We start from the raw sequence: 17,767 nt of genomic DNA on the forward strand, positions 1-17,767 counted from the left end.
AACTATCGGGCCGGCCGGCGCAGTCCGAGCCGTGCGGCGGATCGCCTGCCGCGGGCGTCCGGCTGACGCCGGATGGCCCGCCGCTCGGAGGGCTTGATGTCCCACGTCTCGGGTCGCGCGGCCACCCACCGCTTCGAATGGACCGCGAACGGAATGTGCCCGAGGTACACCGCGACGAGCGCGATCAGCAGGATGTACGGGTAGGTGACCAGAGCCGCCGCCGCGAGCGCCACGAGGACGAGCAGACCGGCGGCCATGTGCGGCGGCACCGACACCGTCTTCAGCGCCAGCGTGGGGATCCGGCTGACGATCAGCGCCGCGGAGATCACGGTCCACGCCACGACGACGGGATACGACGACCACCAGCCGTCGCCCCACTGCGCCGCAGCAGCCAGCGGGGTCAGCGCGACCAGCGCACCCGCGGGCGCCGGGACCCCCGTGAAGTACTCGTTGGCGTAGCCCGGCATGTCGTCCTCGTCGAGGAGCGTGTTGAACCGGGCCAGCCGCAGCACGATGCTCACCGCGTAGATCAGGGCGATGATCCAGCCGAAACTCTGGCCGTCCAGCAGCGTGACGTAGAGGACGAGGGCCGGTGCGACGCCGAACGAGATGGAATCGGCAAGCGAATCCAGCTCCGCGCCCATCTTGCTGGTGGCGTCGAGCATCCGTGCGATCCGGCCGTCGAGCGAGTCGAGGACCGCGGCCGCACCGATCATGGCCAACGCCGTTCCGAGGTCGCCGTCGAGCGCGAACTTGACCGCGGACAGCCCCGCGCACAGCGCGAGGATCGTGACCACGCTCGGCAGGAGCCGGACCGCCTGCTGGGGTCGACCCCTCCGCTGTCGCTTCGCGTTGGCGATCACGGCAGTTGAGCGATGACGGTCTCGGCACCGATCGTCCGTTGCCCTCGCTCGGCGAACAGCGTGGTGCCCACCGGGAAGTACGTGTCGACGCGGGAGCCGAACCGGATCAGGCCGTACGTGTCACCGATCGGGAGGGTATCGCCGACCTTGGCGTCGCAGACGATTCGGCGGGCGAGCAGACCGGCGATCTGCACGACGGCGACGTCGTGGCCCTCCGGGGTGTGCAGCAGCATGCTGTTGCGTTCGTTGACCTCGCTGGCGTCGGCGAGGTCGGCGGAGAGGAACTGGCCCGGCCGGTGGACGACTTTCGTGACCTCACCGCCGACAGGACTGCGCTGGACGTGCACGTCGAGCACGGACAGGAAGATGCTGACCCGGGGGAGCGGCTCGGTGCCCATGTCGAGTTCGGACGGCGGGACCGCGGAGTCGACGAGCGCGACCTCGCCGTCGGCGGGCGCGACCACGACGCCGACACGGTTCGGCGGTACGCGGTGCGGATGCCGGAAGAACGCGGCGCAGGCCGCGGCGGAGGTCAGCGCTCCGCGCCGGACCCACTTGCGCTTGCGACCGAGGACGGCCACACCGAGTGGCGCGAGGACGAAGGGCAGCCCGGCCGGATGCAGGGGCGGAACTGCTCCGCGGACGAGGTCGACGATATGCCCGACGCTCGTGGGTTGCGGGGTTCCGGGGGGTGTGGGCTTGCGTGCCACGGGCTCCTCTAACTGTGTCGGACGGACGTGCTGCCTGCGCGCCATCGCGCCGCACTCACAGATTACGTGAGCGCGACCGGCTGCAACGGCATCAGGAGAGAGTACGCACTCGCGGGGTCCGATGTGTGAACGGATCGTGGCCGGATGGCGAGCGGCGTGATGGGTCCACCCACCTGGAACGTCAACTGCTCACCCGGCAGCGCATCGACGGCTTCGAGGAGAAAACCGGCGTTCACCTGCACATGGAAGCGCGCGGGCTGCTCCGTCGCCGGGCTGCCGACGACGATCTCGCCCGACTCGAGAACACCGAGATCCACCCGGTCGCCGGCGTCCGCCAGGAGTGCGCGCAAGTCCGCCGAGGAGAAGGTGTGTTCGATTCCGCGGTCGAGGTGCGGCAGACTGCGATGGTCGGGGAACGCGCCGTCGACGAGGCGGGTGGTGAGCTGCTCGGCGCCGCAGCGGAGGGTGATGCTGTCGACGCCGACGACGACGGTCACCGTGTCGTGGCGACCCAGCAGTCCGGCCGCGTCGTCCAGGAACGTGCACGGGACGACGGCGGAGATCGGTTCGTCCGGCGGTTCGAGGACGGCCACCGTGCGGACCGCCAGCCGGTAGCGGTCGGTGGTGACGAGCCGCAGCACGTCGTGGTCGGTTTCCAGGAGGCAGCCGCGCAACACCGGGAACGGCGAGTCGGCGTCGGCGGCGAACCGCACCGAGCAGAACGCGGTGAGGAGGTCGGTGGTGCGGAGGACGATCGTGCACTCCCGCGCCGCTCGCGCGTCGAGCAGGCGGTGAATCCTCGTCAGTTCGTGCCGGGCGTCGTCCAGCCCCTTCTCGAGCCGGCCGAGATGCCGGTCGAGAAGTCCGTGGGCGTCCGTGCCGCTCAGCACGGCCGCCATCTCCTTCACGGGCATCCCCACCCGGCGCATCGCGGCGACGAGGACCGCTGCGTCCACGTGCCGGTCGGCGTACCAGCGGTAGCCCGTGCGCGGGTCCACCACGTGCGGGGTGAGCACGCCCGCCTTGTCGTAGAACCTCAGCGCGCTGACCGACAGACCGGACGCCCGGGCGAGTTCACCGATGCTGAGCACGGTGCTCACTCTGCCCCTGCGGTCCGACAGCGTCGGCGTCGAGTTCTGCGCGGAGTCGCTCGACGGCCCCGCGGATCGTCCGTCCATATCCGTTTTCGGCGAGGTGTTCGCAGCTCTGCGCGGCCCGATCGAAATGGTGGCGTGCCTCGGACGACTGGCCGAGCGCGTGATGAGCGGCCGCCACGTTGAGGTGCAGCGACGGATAGAACCCCGCGACCCGGAGCGAGGAGTGGTGCTGCCGAGTTCGGTCGTCGATCAGTGAGTCGGCGGCGGCGAGGGCCCGCAGATCCCAGCGCAGCTCCTCGGCGGGGTCGGTCTGGACGTCCGCCAGGTAGTGGGCCAGCGTGACGACGTGCAACGGGTCCGGTGTGGCGTCGCCGGGACCGGCGAGGGCGTCCCACACCTCCTCGAAGATGCGTCGGGCGCCCTCCCGGTCACCCGTCACTGCCAGTTCCTGTCCCTGCGCGATCCTCGCCATGACGGCGTCCGGTGTGTCCATGCGGACCACGCTGAGGCCTCGACCAGGTCGAGGGTCAACCGGACTACGTGCGTTCGGCCGCCGACTTGATGCGGGCGAGGGTGGTGTTCATGCCCTTGACGAGGTCGACCTCGAAGTCCTCGTTGCCGCCGAGGACGGTCTTGACCAGGAACTGCGACACCTTCGACGTTCCGGTCGGGGCTTCGCGGCGCTCGGTGACCTTGGTTCCGCCTGCCGTCGGCTCGAGTTCGTACGACCAGATGGTGCGGTTCTCGAGGATCCGGAACGCGATGGTCTTGTTCGGCTGGAACTTCACGACCTTCGACGTGGTCGGCCACACGAGGAAGCCCTTGCGGTTGATGTTGACGGTTTTGGTGCCCTCTTCGACGACGCCACCGAGGACGCGCATCGTGCGGCATTGGGGGCTCCATTCGCCCATCCGCTTCAGATCCGACACGACGGCCCACACGTCTTGCGGGGTCGCGTCGATGTCGATGCTTGCTTCGAGGGTGTTTGCCATCGGCTGTCTCCAGTCAGGGAAGGTGGTACGTAAGGTAACAATTACTTAGACGTCATGGTAGGCGCTCGCGCCAGAGGGGTGTGCGGTAGGTCACTGAATTCTTGTCCCGACCGCAGTTTTCCAGCACTTCCGCGCGCCTCATCGAAACCGTGTAACCAAAAGGGCACGATGGGCGATGAGTCAAGAGCGCGACGAAATGTCGCCGGTGCAATGGCGTAAAATGGAAAGTTGTCGAGTCGGTGTTCGGAAGTGATCGGTAGTGAATGTTCATTCGATCCTGCGGTGGGACCGCAGCCCTCTCCCTCTACTCGAATCAGCCCGATTGCAAGGACGTCCGTCCTCGTGGCCGAGTGAAAAACTCGAACGTCTGATGACGCCACGCGAAATCGAGGAAGCTCTCCGCGGCCGGTTGTAGACGCCGTCGTCGCTCCCGCAATCCCGTCACTCTCCGCCCGACCCCGGGGGAGACTGGGGGTTGTGGGAGCCGAAGAGTCTGTCGTTGTCGGAACCGGAGCGGTCTCCGCCGAAGAAGTGATCCGGGTGGCGCGTCTCGGCGCGCCGGTGCGGATCTCGCGGGACGCGATGTCGGCCATGGCGGAAACCCGGAAGCGCATCGAGGCGCTGGCCGAGGATCCGAAGCCCGTGTATGGGATCTCGACGGGTTTCGGGGCCCTCGCCACCCGGCACATACCCTCTGCGCTACGGGCGCAGCTGCAGCGCAGTCTGGTGCGCTCGCATGCCGCCGGAAACGGCCCGGAGGTGGAACGTGAGGTCGTGCGTGCCCTGATGCTGCTCCGGTTGTCGACCCTGGCCACCGGCAGGACCGGTGCGCGGCCGGAAGTCGCGCAGGTCTACGCGTCGCTCCTGTCGGCGGGGATCACTCCGGTGGTCCACGAATACGGCAGTCTCGGGTGCTCCGGCGACCTGGCGCCGCTGGCCCATGTCGCGCTCGCGGTGATCGGTGAGGGCACGGTGCGGGACGCGGACGGCGAATCGATGCCGGCTGCGAAGGCGCTGTCCGCCGCCGGTATCGCACCGGTGGTCCTCGAGGAGAAGGAGGGGCTGGCCCTCATCAACGGCACCGACGGCATGCTCGGCATGCTGCTGCTGGCGTGCGAGGACCTGCACGGGCTGCTGCGTCTGGCCGACGTCACAGCGGCGATGAGTGTGGAGGGGCTGCTCGGCACCGACAAGGTGTTCGCCCCCGATCTGCAGGCGCTCCGGCCGCACCCCGGACAGGCCCGCGCCGCCGCGAACATGGTCCGGTTGCTCGCCGGCTCGGAGATCGTGCAGAGCCACGCCAATCCCAGCTGCACCGTGGTCCAGGACGCCTACTCGTTGCGGTGCGCACCGCAGGTGGCCGGGGCGGCGCGGGACACGCTCGCGCACGCCGAGCGGGTGGCGTCGTGGGAACTGGCGAGCGCAATCGACAATCCGGTGGTCACGCTGGACGGGCGGGTGGAGTCGAACGGCAATTTCCACGGGGCGCCGGTCGGATACGTGCTGGACTTCCTGGCCATCGTTGTCGCGGACGTGGCGAGCATGAGCGAGCGCCGCACCGACCGCTTCCTCGACGTCGCCCGCAATCACGGGCTGCCCCCGTTTCTGGCCGACGATCCGGGGGTGGACAGCGGCCACATGATCGCGCAGTACACCCAGGCGGCGATCGCCTCGGAGCTGAAGCGGCTGGCGGCGCCGGCGAGTGTGGACTCGATTCCGTCGTCGGCGATGCAGGAGGACCACGTGTCGATGGGGTGGTCGGCCGCCCGGAAGCTGCGCCGGGCGGTCGACGGACTGACCCGGGTCCTGGCGATCGAGGCGTTGACGGCCGCTCGTGCGCTGGACCTGCGTGCCCCGCTGGCGCCGTCGCCCGCGACGGGTGCGGTGCGGGACACGATCCGCGAGCACGTTCCCGGACCGGGAACCGACCGTCACCTCGCGCCGGAAATCGAGGCCGCGGTCACCCTCGCGGCCTCCGGCGCGCTGGTCGCGAGCGCGGAGACGGTGGTGGGAAAGCTGGACTGAGCGGCGTGCCCCACGGCCCGTTGATGCCTCGAGCTTTGCGAACTACCGTGGAATGCAGGAGATGGTCCTCATGACTCTCGCGGAGTTCGACACACGAAGGAAGGCCGTCGACACGGACCGTGGTCCGGTGAGCTGCCTCGATTCCGGCACCGGCCCTGTGGCCTTCTTCATTCACGGTGTCGGGACCTCCGGCTACCTCTGGCGCAACGTGATCCGTCAACTCGAGGGAGAACGGCGGTGCGTCGCCCTCGACCTCCCGCTGCACGGTCACACCCCCGCCGCGCCCGATCAGGACTTCACCCTCGGCGCACTCGCCGACGTGGTCGCGGCCACGTGCGACGCGCTGGGGCTGTCGAAGGTCGACGTCGTCGCCAACGACACCGGTGGGGCGGTCGCGCAGATCTTCGCGGCCCGGCACCCCGACAGGTTGTCGTCGCTGACGTTGACGAACTGCGAAACCCACGACAACGTGCCGCCGAAGGCGTTCCTTCCCGCCGTGCTGCTCGCCCGGGCGGGACTGCTCGCCCGAATTGCGCGACCGCTGGCGAGGAACGTGTCGAGGGCTCGCAAGTTGTTGTACGGCAGTGGGTATCAGAACGTGCGATCACTGCCGGAGGAAGTCGTGGCGTCGTACGTCGAGCCGCTGCTCGGCACCCACGACCGAGCACTACTTTTCCAGCGCTGGATCGCGTCCCTCCATCCACGCGACCTGCTCGCGGTCGAGTCGGACCTCGCGGCACTCAAGGTGCCCACACTCGTCGTGTGGGGCACCGGCGACGTGTTCTTCCGGACGAAGTGGGCCTACTGGCTGCGCGACCTCATCCCGGGAGCGCGGGAAGTCGTGGAGATCCGGGGTGGCAAGTTGTTCTTCCCCGACGAGCGGTCGCGCGAACTGGTCGTCGAATTGCGCAGATTCTGGGCAGCCCGTTCCTGAGCCGCGCTCAGCGCAGCGGGTCGAAATGCCGCATGACACCGGGAACCTCGCCGCCGGTCATGGAGTCGGCCAGCATGCGTCCGGTGAGCGGCCCCAGAGCGATGCCCCACATTCCGTGACCGCCCGCCACGTGCACGCGGGGGGAGCGGGTGGCGCCGACGAGCGGAAGTCCGTCGGTGGTGCAGGGCCGGGACCCGACCCACTCCTCCCGACGCGATTCCCAGTCGATGCCGGTGAACATGGGCGTCGCGGCCTCGATGATCGCCTGGACCCGGCGCGGGTCGAGCGGTGCGTCCGGACTGCGGAATTCCATCATTCCGGCGACGCGGAAACGGTCCTGCAAGGGCGTGCACGCCACTCGCTGGGTGGGGAAGTAGATCGGGTTCTTCGGCATCTGCTGGGGCTGGACGCTGAAGCTGTAGCCGCGGCCGGCTTGCACGAGGGCGCGGACACCGAACGGGCGGGCGAGTGCATTGAGGCGTGCGCCGCTGGCGATGACGACGGCATCGGCGGCTACCGCGTCGCCGGTGGCCGAGACCAGCCGGACCCCTGACTGTCCCCGATCCTGCACAGCCGTCACGTCGAAGCCGGACCTGATCTCGCCGCCACGGGCCCGGACGGCGTCGGCGAGTGAGTGCACGAAGCGCGGCGGGTCGATGAAGCGCTGGTTGCGCAGCCTCAGACCGGAGTGCACACCGTTACCGAGACTCGGCTCGAGAGAGTGGATCTCGTCCCTGTCGACGCGGTCGTACTCGACCTCCCCGCCAGCGGCCTCGACGTGACGGAACTCGTCGACGAGCGCTTCGCGGTCCTCGTCCGACTTGAACGCGGTGAGGAACGGGTCGGCGAGATGGGTGTGCTCCCGCACGCCGCCGTCCGCGAGTTCGTCGTAGGCGCCCAGGGAGATCCGGTTGACCTCGGCGAATACCGTCATCGCGTCCGTCCACCGGGAGGGTGTGCAGTGCCGCGCGAAGCCGACGAGGAAACGCACCAGGCGCAGATCGGTCGTGAACGGAACGTAGACCGGCGACGACGGATTCAGCATCGCGCGCAGCCCGTACTTCAACACGGCGGGCTCGGGCAGCGGCAACGTCAATGCCGGTGCGAGCCAACCCGCATTGCCCCAGGACGCGTCCGACGCGACACCGTGCCGGTCGACGACCGTGACGCGCACGCCACGCTCCTGAAGGAACCACGCCGTGGACAATCCGACGACGCCTGCTCCGACGATCGCGACATGGTCAGGGCGCTGCACTGTGCTCATGACTCCATCATCGGTCGGCGACGGCGCCGGGGGAGTAGCCGTTCGGCCAGTCCCGGACAGTGACCCCTGTGCAATCGGCCAGGGGTCACATATCCCGCAGTCCCGTCAGCTTCAGATGCAACATCAGGATGAGCCGGGTGTCCGCGTCGGTCAGGTCCACATCGCACGAATCGACGGAGCGTCGCAGCCGGTTCCTCAGGGTGTTGGGGTGCACGTGCAGTGCGGCCGCCGCATCGGCGACATCGCCGCCATGGGCCAGGAAGGCACGGGCCGTGGCCACGAGATCGGTACCGTGCTGCTCGTCGTGCCGGGTCAGCGCGGCGAGCGGGGTGAGCTCGCCCAGGCCGTCGAAGATGTCCGCGACGCGCAACGCCAGCACCGACGCGAGACTGTCCCGCATCGAACCGACGACACCGCCGGACCGGGCGTGCTGCAGGACGGTGAGGACCCGGTCGGCGTCCCCCCGCGACAGGTGAGCCTGGCTCGCCGTGGTCACTTCGCGCCCGACGGCGACCACGAACGCGGCCCCGCTGCGGGCGCGACCGAGGAAATTCTCGGCGAGTCGCCGGACGTCCTTCTCCGATGCGGCGATGACCACATAGATGACGTCGTCGAGCTGGGCGGCGACCGAATCGACCGCCAACGTGTCGAGGTACAGGCCGAGGGAGGCGAGCAAGCCGGACGGCAGTGGGCGCCCGACCGCGACCGGGGCGGCCGCCGCGACGGTCAGCCTTCCCTCCAGCCGGAGGTCGTCGGCGGCACGGAAGGCGGGCTCGCCACCGTTGATCAGTGCGCGCACCCGGTCGACCTGCATCCGGCGCGTCACGTCCACCCGTTCCCGCTCCGCCGCGATGTGTTCGGCGACGACGGGGACCGCGGACCGCAGGATCGATTCCTGTTCCGGGGTGGGGGCGGACGTCATCGCCGCCCAGATGGACCCGACCGAGCGTCCCGCGTCCCGCACCGCGATCACCGCGCGGGGAGTCATGTTCGGCATCCGCATGTCCACGTAGAAGACGTCGGTGTCGCGATGCAGGCGTTCGAAGATACCGGCGTCCGCGAGGAGCTGCCGGTACTTCCCGGGCACCTGCCGTCCCAGGATGGTCTCGATGCGGGCTTGGTCCACGGCCTGCTCGCCGCTCGAATAGGCCAGAACCGTCGAGTTCTCGTCCTCGATCGTGATCGGCGCGCCGATCAGCTCGGCCAGCGACCCCGCCACCGTGAACAGGTCTTCACCGCGCAGGTCCATGTCTGGGAGCCTAGTTGCCAGGGACGGTCCGGCCCGGTCTTCGCCGCGACACCGTGTCCTCGAGACACGAGCCTCCGGGTCCTGGCGGTGGCCACCCCGCACGGGCATTGTGGGAGTATGGCGGCGGCGCAGGGCGGACCCGGAACGATGGCCGCGTGGCGCGTGGTCGCGCCCGGCCCCGTCGCGGGCCACCCCCTGGAACTCGGACGTGAGGCCGTTCCCGAGCCGGGACCGGGCGAACTTCTCGTGAAGGTGCTGGCGTGCGGAGTGTGCCGCACCGACCTGCACGTGACCGAAGGTGACCTGCCCGTGCACCGGTCCCGGGTGATTCCCGGCCACGAGGTGGTGGGGGAGGTTGCCGCACTGGGTGATTCGGTGTCGGGGACCTTCGCTGTCGGCGACCGGGTGGGTATCGCCTGGCTGCGTCACACCTGCGGACACTGCGCGGCCTGCCTGCGCGGTTCGGAGAACCTGTGCAGGCAGTCGCAATACACGGGTTGGGATGCGGACGGCGGATACGCCGAATTCGCAACGGTCCCGGCCGACTACGCGCTGCACCTGCCGGACGGCTACACGGATACCGAACTCGCACCACTGCTGTGCGCCGGGATCATCGGCTACCGCGCACTCGAACGTGCCGCGGTCCCCGACGGCGGTGCACTGGGCCTCTACGGGTTCGGCGGCAGCGCGCACCTCACCGCCCAGGTCGCGTCGATCCGCGGCGCCCGGGTGCACGTCATGACGCGTGGGGCGGAGGCCCGTGCGCTGGCGCAGCGACTCGGGGCGGCGTCCGTGCAGGGAGTGCGCGACGTGCCGCCGGAACCCCTCGACTCCGCGATTCTGTTCGCCCCGGTGGGCGATCTGGTGCCCGTCGCGATGGAGGCGCTCGCCGACGGCGGCACCCTCGCCGTCGCGGGGATCCACCTCTCCGACATTCCCGCGCTCGAGTATCAGCGGCATCTGTTCCGGGAACGGCAGATCCGCAGCGTCACCGCCAATACCCGTTCGGATTCCGTCGAATTCCTGCGCATCGCAGCGGAGCACCGGCTGAGTATCGACACCCACCCGTACCCACTCGACCGCGCCGACCGGGCCCTGCGTGACCTGGCCGGCGGAAAGTTCAGCGGTGCAGCAGTTCTCGAGCCGTAGAGGGAGAGAGATATGAGCGAACATGCAGGGGCGCCCGTGGTCGTCGGCGTCGATGGTTCCCGCGCCGCGCTCGACGCGGCGCGCTGGGCCGCGGGCACGGCGGTCCGGCTGCACGCCCCACTCCTGCTCGCCCACACGTACCCGGACGAGGCCACGTTCTACAACGGCACCGCGATGATGATCGACGCCCAGTTCATCCAGGAACTGCGCGAGGACGGCAACTCGATGCTCGACGCCACCACCGCAGCCGTCTTGCAGGACCATCCCGGACTCGCCGTCGAGCGCGACGTCCGGTCGGGCGCGGCGGCGTCCCACCTGATCGAGTTGTCGAGGGCGGCGCGGATCGTGGCGCTCGGTGCGCAGGGTGCGGGCGCGGTCACCGACTACCTCCTCGGGTCCACCGTGCTCCGGACGGTCAACCACGCACACAGCCCCGTCGCGGTCGTCCGCGGCGCGTCCGTGACGGCGGCACCGGACACCCGCCCGATCGTCGTCGGCGTGGACGGCAGCCAGGTCAGCGAGAAGGCCGTCGAGGAAGCGTTCGCACTCGCGTCCGCGTTCGGCGTCGGTCTGGACGTGGTGCACGCGTGGAGCGGCGAGAAGCAACACGGGCTCGCCCATGCGTCGAAGTACGTGGACTGGACCGCCTACGAGGAAGGGGAGAAGGCCATCGTGTCCGAATGCCTCGCCGGCATCCGGGACGAGTACCCGGACGTGCCGGTGAACGCGGTGACGACGCAGGGGGTGTCCGCCGACGTCCTGCTGCGGCACGCGACGCGGGCGCAACTGCTGGTGGTCGGAAGCCACGGCCGCGGCAAGGTGCTGGGTGCCCTGCTCGGATCCGTCAGCCAGAATCTGGTGCACCACGCACCCTGTCCCGTCCTCGTCTGCCGGGCTCGGCAGTGACACCGTCCGAGCCGGGCTCGGCAGTGACACCGTCCGAGCCGGCTCGGCAGTGACACCGTCCGAGCCGGGCTCGGCAGTGACACCGTCCGAGCCGCGCGGATAGGCTCCTGTCATGGCTGGGGTCGAGGGTGTCCTGCTCGATATCGACGGGGTGCTGGTTACTTCGTGGCATCCGATCGACGGTGCCGCCGCCGCGGTGCGGGAGGTGCGCGAGCGCGGACTCGCGTGCGCCTACCTCACCAACACGACGTCCCGGACGTGCGACGAGATCGCCGACGCCCTGCGGTCGGCGGGCATCGAGGCCGACGCCGACGAGATCGTCACGGCGGCCCGGCTCACCGCGGAGTACGTCCGGTCGACCTACCCCGGGGCGCGGGCCTGGGTCCTCAACAGCGGCGACATCACGGCCGATCTGTCCGGGATCGAACTGGACGACGACGACCCCGAGGTGGTGATCCTCGGTGGGGCCGGGCCGGAATTCACCCACGACGCACTCAGCCGTGTGGTCGAGCTGATGCTCGACGGTGTCCCCGTCGTCGCGATGCACCGGGGCACCACATGGGCCACCCACGACGGGCTGCGCATCGACACGGGCACCTACCTCCCCGGTATGGAGGAGGTCGCGGGAACCAACGTCGTCTCGGTGGGCAAACCGTCGCTCGCGGCGTTCCTCACCGCCACCGATCTGATGGGCACGGAACCGGACGTGACGGTGATGGTCGGTGACGATCTGACGGGTGACGTCCTGGCCGCGCAGCGGGTGGGACTGATCGGCGTGCTGGTGCGGACGGGCAAGTTCCGCCAGTCGATTCTGGACCTCGCCCCGCAGCGTCCGGACCACGTCGTCGACTCGGTCGCGCAGCTGCCGAAGCTCCTCGACGAACTCGCCTGACCGCGGTCCGGGACTAACCGCCCGCGAGCGGGTACTCTCGCGGCGAATCCTCCAATTCGACGTTCCCAGAAGGAGCTTCCATGCTCGCTGTCTCCACACCCGTCACCTCGACCGCCTCGGCATCTCGTACTCGTATCTCGTCTCTGTTCGGCCGACGGCTGGCACGTGTGGGAGCGGCGATGGCCGTGGGTCTGGGCGTCGCGGCGGGAATCTCGGTGGCCGGCGCAGGCGTCGCCGGTGCCGCCCCCGTCAACTGTGTCTCCCCGCCGTCGGCGAACGACGTCCAGGTGTCGGACACCGCGAGCTGCGGCGCCAAGGCGACCGACGCCGGCGTCGCCCACGCGATGGCCGCGGACAGCGGCACCGCGGTGAGCGTCGCCAACGGACACAGCGGCGCCACCACGTACGCCAACGGATACGGAACGTCGCTCGGTGCGTCGACCGGCTCGGGGCAGGCGTACGCGCTCGCGCTCGGCGGCGGCATCGCCCGTTCCGGTGCGGCCGACGGCACCACCACCGTCGCGATCGCCGGGTGGGGTTCGGGTGCGACTGCCGACGCGAATGGCGTCGACTGCGTCGGTGCCCTGTCCCTCGCGTTCAACGTGAACACCGGTCAGGTGTGCGCGATGTGCTGATCGCCCGGCCACCGGTTCCGTCCCGACCTTGCACTCACCCTGTCCGAGTGCTAAAAATGCACTTGGCACTCACGACGCGTGAGTGCCAGGTCGGGACGGTGAGACCGGGAACCAAAGACACCCCTGGTCGTCCGTCGCGGGCACCGAACTCGGCCGAAGGCGTAAATGAGGCGACCCGACTAGCGGTCGCCTTGTGTGTCACCCCCAATCCGGAGGATCACTTCGCAATGGCCAAGATCATCGCGTTCGACGAAGAGGCCCGTCGCGGCCTCGAGCGGGGACTCAACGCCCTCGCCGACGCAGTCAAGGTGACGTTGGGCCCCAAGGGTCGCAACGTCGTGCTCGAGAAGAAGTGGGGCGCCCCCACGATCACCAACGATGGTGTTTCCATCGCCAAGGAGATCGAGCTCGAGGACCCCTACGAGAAGATCGGTGCCGAGCTGGTCAAGGAGGTCGCCAAGAAGACTGACGACGTCGCCGGCGACGGAACCACCACCGCTACCGTTCTCGCCCAGGCTCTCGTCCGTGAGGGTCTCCGCAACGTCGCTGCCGGCGCCAACCCGCTGGGTCTGAAGCGCGGCATCGAGAAGGCCGTCGAGGCCGTCACCGTGCGTCTGCTCGAGACCGCCAAGGAGATCGACACCAAGGAGCAGATCGCTGCTACCGCTGGTATCTCCGCAGGCGACCCGTCCATCGGCGAGCTCATCGCCGAGGCCATGGACAAGGTCGGCAAGGAAGGCGTCATCACGGTCGAGGAGTCCAACACCTTCGGCCTGCAGCTCGAGCTCACCGAGGGCATGCGCTTCGACAAGGGCTACATCTCGGCGTACTTCGCCACCGACCCGGAGCGTCAGGAAGCCGTCCTCGAGGACGCGTACATCCTGCTCGTGAGCTCCAAGATCTCCACGGTCAAGGACCTGCTGCCGCTGCTGGAGAAGGTCATCCAGTCCGGCAAGCCGTTGGTCATCATCGCCGAGGACGTCGAGGGCGAAGCCCTGTCCACCCTGGTGGTCAACAAGATCCGTGGCACCTTCAAGTCCGTGGCCGTCAAGGCTCCCGGCTTCGGTGACCGTCGCAAGGCTCAGCTCGCCGACATCGCTATCCTCACCGGTGGCGAGGTCATCAGCGAAGAGGTCGGCCTCTCCCTGGAGACCGCCGGACTCGAGCTGCTCGGCCAGGCACGCAAGGTCGTCATCACCAAGGACGAGACCACCATCGTCGAAGGCGCGGGAGACCCCGAGGCCATCGCCGGTCGCGTGGCGCAGATCCGCGCCGAGATCGAGAACAGCGACTCCGACTACGACCGCGAGAAGCTGCAGGAGCGCCTGGCCAAGCTGGCCGGTGGCGTTGCAGTCATCAAGGCCGGCGCTGCCACCGAGGTGGAGCTCAAGGAGCGCAAGCACCGCATCGAAGATGCCGTGCGTAACGCCAAGGCTGCCGTCGAAGAGGGCATCGTCGCCGGTGGTGGCGTGGCTCTGCTGCAGTCGGCTCCCGCGCTCGACGACCTGAAGCTCGAAGGTGACGAGGCCACCGGTGCGAACATCGTTCGCGTCGCCCTCGAAGCACCGCTGAAGCAGATCGCCTTCAACGCGGGCCTCGAGCCCGGCGTCGTTGCCGAGAAGGTTCGCAACCTGCCCGCAGGTCACGGCCTCAACGCCTCGACCAACGAGTACGGCGACCTGCTCGAAGCCGGCATCAACGACCCGGTCAAGGTCACCCGCTCCGCGCTGCAGAACGCAGCGTCCATCGCGGCTCTGTTCCTGACCACCGAGGCCGTCGTCGCCGACAAGCCGGAGAAGGCCGGAGCGCCCGTGGGCGACCCGACCGGCGGCATGGGCGGTATGGACTTCTAAAGGCGGCTACGCCTCCTGTGAGTGATTGAGGAGTCCTCGGACTCGCCTACCACTCACGGGCACGAAGTGCTCGAAGAGCCCGGGACACCATCTGGTGTCCCGGGCTCTTTCGTGTCGGTGACCCGCCCCTTCCCGTGTGCGCGTCGGCAGATCTCCTGTCGGCAGTGGCCGTGGATTCGTTACACGGCCACAGTGCTTTTCGGTGTCGCCCGGGTCAGTGTCCGGCCGGCATCAGCATCCAGGCGGCGAGGTAGACGAGGGCCGCGGTGCCGCCGGTGACCAGCGTGGCGACCACGGTGAGCAGCCGGACGAGGTTGACGTCCACCGAGAAGTATTCGGCGATGCCGCCGCAGACGCCTGCGAGCATCTTCTGGTTGTCGGAACGGGTGAACTGGCGGGGAGTGTTGCTCTCGAATGTCATGCTCCCATTCTGTTGGGCGAGACCTGCCGGCACATCGGGATGTACCCCGATCCCGACCCTGGTCTTTCACCCTGAGTGCCCGCGCCGCGGCGTCGTGTCGTTCCTGTCTGCTTCGTCGCGGCGACTCTGTTGCGCCGCTGTCGGCGGGAACAGGCTCGTGGAGGACTTCGGGCTGGTCGAGGCTCGCCCTCCGTCAGGTCGACCCGGGGCGCCGACGGAAATAGGCGCAGAGGGACATTGTGTGGCTCGGAAAATGGTCGGCTTATACCGCAGCCAAGGAAAGCATGCTCCGCTTCACGGATACCGATATCACACTGTGGACTGCAGCCAAGGGCAATGGCAAGAAATGCGCTCGAATCTATGGCATGAAGTATGTTTTGTCGCTGTTTGATTACGGCAACAAGGTGTTCGACCCGAGCGGAACGGTAGATCCGCTGGTGGTAGGCCGTGCGAGGGGAGTAATTGGGGAATAACCAGAAAATCAAACTCGTGATGCACCGGTAACTGTTCGAAATGTTATCTAGATTCTCTTTGGCTGACGCGTCGGGTCCGGTACAAAGGACAAAGCGTCATGACGGGCGCGGAGCAAACCCACACGACGATCAGGAGTTTTTATGTTCTCTTCGGAAATCATGAGCTTTCTGCAGATCATTCAGACCCTGCTGCCCCTCCTCTCCGGCTCAATGGGCGGATAGACCGAACTTCGCTGATTCTGGGGCCCACATGCAACACTGTGGGCCCCAGTTTCGGTGCTCGGAGAAGGTGCGAGCAGCGTCCAGACGGAAGGTGAAGGATGGTCAACCGCACGACAGCGGGTAGGTACGGGATTCGTTTTGCGCTCGCGGTTGCTCTGACCACGGCGATTCCGTGCCTCGGAGTCCAGGCGTCCGCTTCCGCCGATCCGACCGGAGACACCAGTGTCGCGGCCGGTGGCTCCCACCTGGTGAGCACCGACGAGATCGACGACCGGCAGTTGACCATGCAGGTGTATTCGGCCTCCATGGACCGGGAGATTCCGCTGCGGGTCATCACTCCCGCGGACACGAGCGCACCGAGGCCCACGCTGTACCTGCTCAACGGGGCGGGCGGCGGCGAGGACTCCGCCACGTGGCAGGCCAGGACCGATGTCGTCGATTTCTTCGCGGACAAGAACGTCAACGTCGTCACGCCCATGGAGGGCGCGTTCAGTTACTACACGGACTGGGAGCAGTCCGACCCGGAACTGGGCAACAACAAGTGGACGACGTTCCTCACGCAGGAACTTCCGCCCATCGTGGACTCCGCGCTCGGCACCAACGGCGTCAACTCGATCGCCGGTATCTCGATGGCGGGTAGTTCGGTGCTCAGCCTGGCGCAGTCGGCTCCCGGCCTGTACGAGAGCGTCGGCGCCTACAGCGGTTGTGCGATGACCAGCACGGACCCCGGCCGTACGTACGTGCGGCTGGTCGTCGAGGGCCGCGGCGGCGGCGACACCTCCAACATGTGGGGACCGGAAGACGGCCCCGGGTGGACGGCCAACGACCCGTACATCAACGCGGAGAAGCTGCGCGGACTCGACATCTACGTCAGCAACGGATCCGGACTGCCCGGGCCCGGCGACCAGCTGAACGGGCCGGGGATCAACGGCGACGTCGGAACGCTCGCCAACCAGATCCTCCTCGGCGGCGCCATCGAGGCGGCCACCAACCAGTGCACCCACGCGCTCGCGGACAAACTGAACGAACTGCAGATTCCCGCAACGTTCGACTTCCGGCCCGTCGGCACGCATTCGTGGTCGTACTGGCAGGAAGACCTGCACAAGTCGTGGCCGATGCTCGCCGCGTCGATCGGCCTGTAATCACCGGTCTCGGATGAGACTCGACCCCCGCAGATCCCGGATCTGCGGGGGTCGAGCCGTCTAGTCTGACGAAGTGGAGACAGTACCGATCCAGATGCCCGACGGAACCACCACTCCGGTTCGCCTGTTTCCCGGCCCGGACGAGGCCCCCGTCATCGTCGTGTTTCCCGGCCTGGGAATTCCCGCCGGCTACTACGAACCCTTCGCCGAGGAACTCGTGTCCCGGGGGTTCAACGCGGCAATCGGCGAGCTCCGCGGCCAAGGCGACAGTCGTCCCCGCCCGAGCAGCGCCAGCACGTACGGCTACCACGAACTGGTGGCCCTCGACTTTCCCGCAATCTTCGAAGTGGTGCGGGAGCGATTTCCCGCCGCCACGCCCTTCCTGCTGGGACACAGCATGGGGGGTCAGCTCGGCGTGATGTACGCGGCCCGGATCCGCGGCCGGCTCGGCGGGATCGTGCTCGTCGCGTCCGGGTCGCCGTATCACCGGGGGTTCCCCGGCATCCATGCCCCGCGGATGCTGGTCGGCGCCGCGGCGATGTCGATGACGGCCAACCTTGCGGGGTTCTGGCCCGGCGACAAACTCGACATCGGAGGGTTCGGGCGGCAGTCGAAGGCGCTGATCACCGATTGGTCGCGATTCGCCCGCACCGGCAGGATCGAACCCGACGGCGCCGACATCGACTACGAGGAACGCATCGCCCGGCTGAAACTGCCGGTGCTGGCCGTGACCGTCGAAGGAGACGATCTGGCGCCGGAATCCTCGGCGAAGAACCTCCTCGCGAAGCTCCCGAACGCCGACGTCACGCTGTGGCACCAGCCGCAGCCGCTGGGCCACAACGGGTGGATCCGCGACCCCGCCGGCACCGTCGACCGGATCGTCGAGTGGATCCACGACCACACCTGACCCGTGAGTACTTGTCAACCGCGGGCGGTTGAG

General features: G+C 68.3%; 18 protein-coding genes. 10 read left to right on the forward strand and 8 right to left on the reverse strand.

From position 1 onward, the window contains the following. Positions 1 to 2: 2 nt before the first annotated feature. From pssA to GO592_RS03795, 5 genes are all read right to left on the reverse strand, one after another. Positions 3 to 863 (reverse strand): CDP-diacylglycerol--serine O-phosphatidyltransferase, encoded by an 861-nt coding sequence (pssA, locus tag GO592_RS03775; RefSeq protein WP_007301325.1) that lies wholly within the window; start codon positions 861 to 863, stop codon positions 3 to 5. Further along, positions 860 to 1,573 (reverse strand): phosphatidylserine decarboxylase, encoded by a 714-nt coding sequence (locus GO592_RS03780; protein ID WP_007301326.1) that lies wholly within the window; start codon positions 1,571 to 1,573, stop codon positions 860 to 862. The genes pssA and GO592_RS03780 overlap by 4 nt, the downstream gene beginning before the upstream one ends. Before the next feature lie 62 nt (positions 1,574 to 1,635). Further along, the gene (locus tag GO592_RS03785; RefSeq protein ID WP_039953062.1) at positions 1,636 to 2,673 is read right to left on the reverse strand and encodes a DNA polymerase III subunit beta family protein; all 1,038 of its coding nucleotides are present in this window, start codon (positions 2,671 to 2,673) and stop codon (positions 1,636 to 1,638) included. After that, positions 2,648 to 3,172 carry a hypothetical protein gene (locus GO592_RS03790; protein ID WP_007301328.1) on the reverse strand — a complete coding sequence of 175 codons (525 nt, stop codon included), beginning with the start codon at positions 3,170 to 3,172 and terminating at the stop codon, positions 2,648 to 2,650. Before GO592_RS03790 ends, GO592_RS03785 begins: the two co-directional genes overlap by 26 nt. A 34-nt stretch (positions 3,173 to 3,206) precedes the next feature. After that, complete coding sequence (locus tag GO592_RS03795; protein ID WP_007301329.1) at positions 3,207 to 3,662, reverse strand: SRPBCC family protein; 456 nt, start codon at positions 3,660 to 3,662, stop codon at positions 3,207 to 3,209. 477 nt (positions 3,663 to 4,139) lie between these two features. On the opposite strand from GO592_RS03795, the gene hutH reads away from it, so the two are divergent. Next, positions 4,140 to 5,687: a histidine ammonia-lyase gene (hutH, locus tag GO592_RS03800; protein ID WP_007301330.1), complete on the forward strand. Its 1,548-nt coding sequence runs from the start codon at positions 4,140 to 4,142 to the stop codon at positions 5,685 to 5,687. A 70-nt stretch (positions 5,688 to 5,757) separates the two neighbouring features. Then, positions 5,758 to 6,621: an alpha/beta fold hydrolase gene (locus GO592_RS03805; protein WP_039953069.1), complete on the forward strand. Its 864-nt coding sequence runs from the start codon at positions 5,758 to 5,760 to the stop codon at positions 6,619 to 6,621. Positions 6,622 to 6,628: 7 nt separating this feature from the next. Here GO592_RS03805 and GO592_RS03810 read toward each other — a convergent pair whose 3' ends face one another. Together GO592_RS03810 and GO592_RS03815 are read right to left on the reverse strand one after the other, a co-directional pair. Next, positions 6,629 to 7,885: an NAD(P)/FAD-dependent oxidoreductase gene (locus tag GO592_RS03810; RefSeq protein WP_007301332.1), complete on the reverse strand. Its 1,257-nt coding sequence runs from the start codon at positions 7,883 to 7,885 to the stop codon at positions 6,629 to 6,631. A gap of 85 nt (positions 7,886 to 7,970) precedes the next feature. Beyond that, positions 7,971 to 9,134: a helix-turn-helix domain-containing protein gene (locus tag GO592_RS03815; RefSeq protein ID WP_007301333.1), complete on the reverse strand. Its 1,164-nt coding sequence runs from the start codon at positions 9,132 to 9,134 to the stop codon at positions 7,971 to 7,973. A 147-nt stretch (positions 9,135 to 9,281) separates the two neighbouring features. On the opposite strand from GO592_RS03815, the gene GO592_RS03820 reads away from it, so the two are divergent. The 5 genes from GO592_RS03820 (at position 9,282) to groL (ending at position 14,569) form a co-directional block, all read left to right on the forward strand. After that, positions 9,282 to 10,283, forward strand: coding sequence for a zinc-binding alcohol dehydrogenase family protein (locus GO592_RS03820; protein WP_039953070.1), 1,002 nt, complete (start codon positions 9,282 to 9,284; stop codon positions 10,281 to 10,283). 12 nt (positions 10,284 to 10,295) lie between these two features. After that, entirely contained in the window at positions 10,296 to 11,189 is an 894-nt protein-coding gene (locus GO592_RS03825) for a universal stress protein (protein WP_007301335.1), read from the forward strand. 112 nt (positions 11,190 to 11,301) lie between these two features. Further along, positions 11,302 to 12,081 (forward strand): HAD-IIA family hydrolase, encoded by a 780-nt coding sequence (locus tag GO592_RS03830; RefSeq protein WP_007301336.1) that lies wholly within the window; start codon positions 11,302 to 11,304, stop codon positions 12,079 to 12,081. Between the two features lie 80 nt (positions 12,082 to 12,161). Then, entirely contained in the window at positions 12,162 to 12,716 is a 555-nt protein-coding gene (locus GO592_RS03835; RefSeq protein WP_007301337.1) for a DUF6764 family protein, read from the forward strand. A 227-nt stretch (positions 12,717 to 12,943) separates the two neighbouring features. Then, positions 12,944 to 14,569 (forward strand): chaperonin GroEL, encoded by a 1,626-nt coding sequence (gene groL, locus GO592_RS03840; protein WP_005263938.1) that lies wholly within the window; start codon positions 12,944 to 12,946, stop codon positions 14,567 to 14,569. Between the two features lie 214 nt (positions 14,570 to 14,783). Here the strand turns inward: groL and GO592_RS03845 are convergent, their stop codons facing one another. Further along, positions 14,784 to 14,990, reverse strand: a complete 207-nt coding sequence (locus GO592_RS03845; protein ID WP_005263939.1) for a PspC domain-containing protein — start codon at positions 14,988 to 14,990, stop codon at positions 14,784 to 14,786. 239 nt (positions 14,991 to 15,229) lie between these two features. Between GO592_RS03845 and GO592_RS46470 the strand changes: the two genes are divergently transcribed. The 3 genes from GO592_RS46470 (at position 15,230) to GO592_RS03860 (ending at position 17,734) form a co-directional block, all read left to right on the forward strand. Further along, positions 15,230 to 15,463, forward strand: coding sequence for a hypothetical protein (locus tag GO592_RS46470; RefSeq protein WP_157234353.1), 234 nt, complete (start codon positions 15,230 to 15,232; stop codon positions 15,461 to 15,463). A 320-nt stretch (positions 15,464 to 15,783) separates the two neighbouring features. Then, on the forward strand, positions 15,784 to 16,827 hold the full coding sequence (locus tag GO592_RS03855; protein WP_007301339.1) for an alpha/beta hydrolase: 1,044 nt from the start codon (positions 15,784 to 15,786) through the stop codon (positions 16,825 to 16,827). A 73-nt stretch (positions 16,828 to 16,900) separates the two neighbouring features. Next, positions 16,901 to 17,734: an alpha/beta hydrolase family protein gene (locus GO592_RS03860; protein ID WP_237720650.1), complete on the forward strand. Its 834-nt coding sequence runs from the start codon at positions 16,901 to 16,903 to the stop codon at positions 17,732 to 17,734. Positions 17,735 to 17,767: the final 33 nt, after the last annotated feature.

Source organism: Rhodococcus sp. 21391 (assembly GCF_016772255.1).
Taxonomy (GTDB): Bacteria; Actinomycetota; Actinomycetes; order Mycobacteriales; family Mycobacteriaceae; genus Rhodococcus_F; species Rhodococcus_F opacus.